At 65.5% G+C, this 6,179-nt stretch carries 5 protein-coding genes; 2 read left to right on the forward strand and 3 right to left on the reverse strand.

The genetic code is table 11. The annotated features are described in order from the left end of the window. Positions 1-112: 112 nt before the first annotated feature. On the forward strand, positions 113-340 hold the full coding sequence (locus SB816_RS25480; protein ID WP_054501923.1) for a hypothetical protein: 228 nt from the start codon (positions 113-115) through the stop codon (positions 338-340). A gap of 51 nt (positions 341-391) precedes the next feature. On the opposite strand, the gene SB816_RS25485 is transcribed toward SB816_RS25480, so the two are convergent. Continuing rightward, the gene (locus SB816_RS25485) at positions 392-1,537 is read right to left on the reverse strand and encodes a GGDEF domain-containing protein (protein WP_054501251.1); all 1,146 of its coding nucleotides are present in this window, start codon (positions 1,535-1,537) and stop codon (positions 392-394) included. A 126-nt stretch (positions 1,538-1,663) separates the two neighbouring features. Here SB816_RS25485 and SB816_RS25490 point away from each other — a divergent pair, with 126 nt between their 5' ends. Next, a complete protein-coding gene (locus tag SB816_RS25490; protein WP_054501250.1) occupies positions 1,664-3,136 on the forward strand; it encodes a sensor domain-containing diguanylate cyclase in 1,473 nt (490 codons plus the stop codon). Positions 3,137-3,221: 85 nt separating this feature from the next. Here SB816_RS25490 and SB816_RS25495 read toward each other — a convergent pair whose 3' ends face one another. Both SB816_RS25495 and rng read right to left on the reverse strand, forming a co-directional pair. Next, entirely contained in the window at positions 3,222-3,923 is a 702-nt protein-coding gene (locus SB816_RS25495) for a DUF3053 domain-containing protein (protein ID WP_054501249.1), read from the reverse strand. A gap of 296 nt (positions 3,924-4,219) precedes the next feature. Then, the gene (rng, locus tag SB816_RS25500) at positions 4,220-5,683 is read right to left on the reverse strand and encodes a ribonuclease G (protein WP_006393908.1); all 1,464 of its coding nucleotides are present in this window, start codon (positions 5,681-5,683) and stop codon (positions 4,220-4,222) included. Positions 5,684-6,179: the final 496 nt, after the last annotated feature.

A 6,179-nucleotide genomic window follows, 5' to 3' on the forward strand; every position in this document is an offset into this window, starting at 1 on the left:
ACAGCGTCTTTTCATTACTTTACGCTTCATTTCACGCGCAAGCCGCGGCGGCTGAGGTAGATTGATCTCCATCGGCGCTTCACTCCCGAAGCGCCTCTGCCAGGGGCCAGCCATGCTGCAATCCGATCGGATTTCCACGACCCCGCACGCTGTCGGGCTTGAGCTTGCGCGGCGGCAAGCCATGACCCTGCGCTGCGGATTTTCCGCCGGTGCGATGCGCCAATTAGTCCAGTCGACGCGTGGGGCCGGCCCGGCGTGGGCCATCAACGCCCACCGCGAAACCGACAAGGCGCGTGGCGCCAAGGCCTTTCCTTTCCGGATCGCCGCCACGGCATCCTGAACGCTGGCGCGGGCGCGTGGCCGTGGGGGCGCGCGCCCGGCTCGCCGGTCGTCAGAGCTGCGCCATCGCCGCCCGGCTTTTACCGGCCGACTTGGCCAGGTACAACGCCTGGTCCGCGGCGTGCAACACCGCGGCCGTGTCGGCGCCGTGGCGCGGGATCAGCGCGATGCCGATGCTGCCGCCGATGTACACCGGCATGGCCTGCTGCAGATCATACGGCTGCCTGACGCTGTCGATGATCCGTTCGGAAAACCGCCGGATGTCCTGGTTGCCGTCCAGCCCCATCAACAGCACGAATTCGTCGCCGCCGATGCGGCCGGCCTCGGCGTCCGGCGGCTTGAGCGCCTGCAGGCGCTCGGACACCTGCCGGAGCAGCATGTCGCCGACGCCATGGCCATAGGTATCGTTGACCGACTTGAAGCCGTCCAGGTCGAGGTACAACACCGCGAACTCTGCCTTGTCCTGGCTCGCCCGGCCCACCGCCTGGTCCAGCGCGCGCAGCAGGCCGTAGCGGTTCAGCAGCCCGGTCAGCGAATCCTGCCGCGCCTGGCGTTCGTTTTCGCGTTCTGCCAGCATGGTCGACACCAGCATGCCGTTGAGCCGGTACGAGGCCATCGACATCGAGGTCATGTAGAGCGGCACCTGCACCAGCACCAGCCAGAAAATCGGCTCCCGGGTAAACAGGGCCGCCAGTGCGCAGGGGCCCACGCTCAGCGCCACCATCGCCGCCGACAGCCGCGGCGCGCCGAAATTGCGCACGCAGATGCCCCCGACCATCGAGGCCGCCGACAGACAGGCCAGCGTCGCCGCGATCCAGTCGCCGCTGGTCAGGCTGATGAAGGTGCCGTAGCCCACGCTGGCGGCCCACAAGAGCGCCAGCACTACATACAGGTCGGTCGGGGTGGGCCGGCGGGCCAGCGCGGCGCGCCGCGCCGATACCAGCACCAGGATGCGGCTGGCGCAGATCAGCGCCTCCATCGCCAGCCACAGCAGGAATGGCGGCTCGGGTCGCCGCAGCGTAATCAGCGCTGCCACCAGCAGGGTATTGATGATGCCGCCAAAGAAGATCGGCAGGGATCCGAACAGGCCTCCCACCAGCGCTACGCGGATCTCCGGCGGCACGTTGCGGCCGGGGTCGACCAGCCACCGCGTGAACCGCAGGGTGGGTACGCTGTAAATCCTGTCCTGGGTGTTCATAGGTTCGTCGAATGGGAACGGCGGGCGCGGCGCTGTCGGCGCCATCTTGCCTGCCCGCATGGCCTTGCGGCATTATGACCGCTAAAAATGCCACGACCCCTACCGCGATAGCGAAGGAGCGCCGTATTGAAGTCCCATGGGTTATTACACCGAACTCTGTATGCCCTGGCGGGGCTGATCGCGGTCGGCATCTGTGCCGCGGCGGTGGCGCTGCTCTGGATGGACCGGCGCACGACCTGGAACCAGGCCTATGTCTCCGCTGGCAATCTCACCGAAGTGCTGGCCGCCGACATCGGCCGCACCATCCGCGTCTACGATCTGTCGCTGCAGGGCGTCATCGAGCGCCTGAATGAACCCGATATCGAGTCTCTGCCGCGCGGCACGCTGCACCGCTTCCTGTTCGACCGCGCCGCGAGCGCCGAATACCTGGGCACCATCCTCATTCTCGATCGCGACGGCAACGTCCGCTACGACTCGCAAAGCACCGAGCCCGTCACGCTGAACTTCGCCGACCGCGATTTCTTCCAGGTCCATCGGGATCACCCCGATGCGGGCATGTATGTCGGCCGCCCCTACCTCAGCCGCCTGCGCGGCGGCGATGAAAGCATCGGCATCAGCCGGCGGCTGTCCAATCCGGACGGCAGTTTCGCCGGTGTCGTCACCGGTTCGTTGCGGCTGGCCTATTTCCGCGACCGCTTCGCGGGGCTGTCGATCGGCCCGCGCGACGCCATCACCATCTTCCGCAACGATGGCGCCGTCCTCGCCCGCACGCCGTATTCGTCGGCCGATCTGGGCGCCGATATCGGTCAGGAACTGGATTTCCAACAGTTCCTCATTCGTCGCGAGGGCGTCTTCGTCGGCGTGCTGGCGCCCGACGGCGTCGACCGCCTCTATACCTTCGAGAGCGTGCCCGGCACGCCGCTGGTGATCGACGTGGCGATGGCGGTCGACGAAGTCCTCGAACCCTGGGTGCGGCGCGCCATGCTGATCATCCCCATCACGCTGGCGCTGTTCGCCTCGGTGATGGCGCAGATCGTGCTGTACCGGCGCGAGACCCGCCTGCGCCAGGAGGCCGAGAGCCGGCTCGAAAAGGAGGCCCAGACCGATGGCCTGACCGGTATCGCCAACCGCCGCACCTTCGACGAGGCGCTGGCGCGCGAATGGTCCAGCGCCATCCGCGATGGCCAGCCGCTGTCGCTGCTGTTCCTGGATGCTGACCATTTCAAGCGCTACAACGACCGCTACGGTCATCAGGAAGGCGACGAGCTGCTCAAGATGCTGGCGCTCACGGTGCGCGGCAAGGCTAGGCGACCGCGCGACCTGGCGGCGCGCTATGGCGGCGAGGAGTTCGTCGCCCTGCTGCCCGACACGACCAGCGAGCGCGCCCGGGTCATCGCCGAGAACATCCGCCAGGCCGTGGCCGGCCTGGGGGCGCCGCATGAAGACAACGAGGGCGGCATCGTCACCGTCAGCATCGGCGTGGCCACGTTGCGGCCGCAGCCGGGCGACGATGCCGCCGCGCTGGTGGAGGCAGCCGATGCTGCCGTCTACCGCGCCAAGGAGGCCGGCCGCAACCGGGTCATGATGGCGGATGCATGACGGTCTCGCGACGCCACCGATTGGCCGCGGCAAAAAAAAGACGACCCCTTTCGAGGTCGTCCCGGCAAGACTGGGGCGTTGGTGATCAGCCGCCCAGCATCACCGCCTGCAGGCGTGTCTGCGCCTGTTGCACCTTCTGCGCCTGGGCGGTCAGGTCCTGCAGCAGCTTGTTCAGCTCGGCCAGCACCGTCGGATCCTGCACCTTCGGCATCGGGCCCGACAGGTCGATCTGCGCCTTGTGCGCTTCCACGTATTCGGCCAGTTTCAGGCTGCTGTCCAACGTGCCGCTGATCTGCGGCAGCACTTCGCGGAACGTCTCGGCCGGCACCGTGACGGTCTTGGCGTAGGCCTTGTCGTAGACCGCCTTCAGGTCATCGGGCTGCTTGAGCTGCGCGCGGGCGGCATCCGCCTTGGCCTGTTCCTTGGCCAGGGCCTCGCTCATGTCCTTGAGCGCGGTCTGGACGGTCTTGATGTCGTCGCGGCGCGCGATGACGTCGTTCAGCGAGCGCACGGCGCCTTTCTGCATCAGGTTGCCCATCGGCTTGACGGATGCATCCATGGCGGCATTGAAGTCGGTGATCACGGCGTACTGCGCGGCGTAGTCACCGAACGACTTCTTCTCTTCCTCCGTCAGCTTCGGCACCCGCACCCCCGGCTTGTCGACGATGCGCGTCTGCAGGAACTGCGTGAACGCGGCGCGCTGTTCGGGTTCTTTGCTGCCGCAGGCGGCCAGCACCAGCGGCAAGGCCAGGGCCAGCAGCAGGAACGGACGGAATAGGGTTTTCATTACGTGATTCTCCGGAAAACATGGGAAATGGCAGGGCCCCTCAACCCTGGGGCCTGCCAGCCGGTGGCGAGCTTATCGGGTCCCCCTTCCGGTCGCCACCGGTTTCAAACTTCATTGCAATCGAATCGCCGCGATACAAACTTCACACATATTGACGTGAAAGTTTGCACCGTAGCTGGTATGTGGCGAGTGGGCAGGCGGAGCGGGCCGCGCACAAAGAAGAAAAGCCGCTATCGCGGCTTTCCGGCATCAAGGATATTGCGTCACGGGCCCGCAGGCCGGCAAGGCGTCGAGCCTCAAACTAGGATGATGTCGTATTTTTCCTGGGAATAGGTGCTCTCGACTTCCAGCGACACCCGCTTGCCCACGAAGTCACCCAGCATTGCCAGGTGCTGGCTTTCCTCTTCGAGGAACAGATCCACCACGTCCTGCGACGCCAGGATGCGGAATTCCTTGGGGTTGAACTGGCGCGCTTCGCGCAGGATCTCGCGCAGGATTTCGTAGCACACCGTGCGTGGCGTGCGCACGTTGCCGCGCGACTCGCACATGGGGCAGGGCTCGCACAACTGGTGCGCGAGCGAGTCGCGGGTGCGCTTGCGCGTCATCTCCACCAGGCCCAGTTGCGTGAAGCCGTTGACCGTCATCCGGGTGCGGTCGCGCGCCAACGCCTTCTTTAGTTCCGCCAATACGGTCTCGCGATGCTCCTGTTCCTCCATGTCGATGAAGTCCAGGATCACGATCCCGCCCAGGTTGCGCAGCCGCAGTTGGCGCGCGATGGCCTGGGCCGCTTCCAGGTTGGTCTTGAAGATGGTGTCGTCGAAATTGCGTCCGCCGACGAAGCCGCCGGTGTTGACGTCGACCGTGGTCAGCGCCTCGGTCTGGTCGATGATCAGGTAGCCGCCCGACTTCAGGTCCACGCGGCGCGATAGCGCTCTCGCGATCTCCTCGTCGACATTGGCGGTATCGAACAGGGGGCGCTCGCCGCTGTAATGCTGGATGCGATCAACCACGGACGGCGTATAGATGCGCGCCCACTCGAGCATCGCGGCCGTCGTGGTGCGGGAATCGACCAGGATGCTGCCGGTTGACGGCCCCACCATGTCGCGCAGCACCCGCTGCGCCAGCGTCAGGTCCTGGTGCAGCAGCGCCGGCGCCGGCTGGGTGCGGGCAGCGGCCTGCACGCTGGTCCACAGCTTGCGCAGGTATTCCAGGTCGGCGGCCAGTTCCTCGTCATTGGCGCCCTCGGCCTGGGTGCGCACGATGAAGCCGCCTTTCTCCTCGCTGGGCATCAGCGCCTGCAGCCGTTCGCGCAACTGCGTGCGCTCGGACTCCGAGTCGATCTTCTGCGAAATTCCGATATGCGGATCATGCGGCAGGTAGACCAGCATGCGGCCCGCCATGCTGATCTGGGTCGATAGCCGCGCGCCCTTGGTGCCCAGGGGGTCCTTGACCACCTGGACCATGATGGTCTGCCCCTCGAACAGCAGTTTTTCGATCGGCGTGGGCGTCAGGCCCTGGCTGCGTTCGCCCCGGTTTTCGCGCAGATCGGCGATATGGATGAAGGCGGCGCGCTCCAGGCCGATGTCGATAAAGGCGCTCTGCATGCCCGGCAGCACCCGGACCACCCGTCCCAGATAGATGTTGCCGACGTGGCCGCGCTGGATGCTGCGTTCCACGTGCAGCTCCTGCACCGATCCCTGCTCGACCAGCGCAACGCGGGTCTCGAAGGGCGTGACGTTGATCAGGATATCTTCGCTCAACGCGATGGTTGGTGGCATGGGGGCATCTTCTCCAGGTAAGGACTGTGCGGCGCAAGGCGAATAGTAAACGTACGGGTGCGCTTGGCAAGCAACGCAATAGCCTACAGGCAAGACGACCTATCTATATATATAGACAGGCGCCGCCGCGTGGATATTGGCGATCGCGCCGTGGGACAGGCGAGCACAACGCTATCTATATAGAGAGACGCGGCATTGGGCAAGTGCGTGGGCGGGGGAGGGGCGGGCGGAGAGCAGGCAGAGGGCAGGCAAGGGGCTCTCTCGTATCGGGCGGTCTGCAAATTCATCAGGCTTTTTGCGTCCGGCGTGTGACAGCCCAAATTTCTGTGCTATAGTCTCGCTCCTTCGCAGTTCACGCAGTCTTGTGAGCCGCGAAGCCAGGCAAGTGCAACGGATTTGAGGCTATGGCGACGAATCTGCCGCAGGGCAGCAAGGCGGTGAGTCAGCGATGATTCTCTCGAACCGGCGGTCAGCGAAT

Source organism: Achromobacter sp. SIMBA_011 (assembly GCF_046535435.1).
Classification (GTDB): Bacteria; Pseudomonadota; Gammaproteobacteria; order Burkholderiales; family Burkholderiaceae_B; genus Achromobacter; species Achromobacter dolens.

What these genes read in the sequence shown, in the direction of transcription:
- SB816_RS25480 (WP_054501923.1), top strand. Translation starts at nt 113, where the DNA reads ATGCTGCAATCCGATCGGATTTCCACGACCCCGCACGCTGTCGGGCTT.
- SB816_RS25485 (WP_054501251.1), bottom strand. Translation starts at nt 1,537, where the DNA reads ATGAACACCCAGGACAGGATTTACAGCGTACCCACCCTGCGGTTCACG.
- SB816_RS25495 (WP_054501249.1), bottom strand. Translation starts at nt 3,923, where the DNA reads ATGAAAACCCTATTCCGTCCGTTCCTGCTGCTGGCCCTGGCCTTGCCG.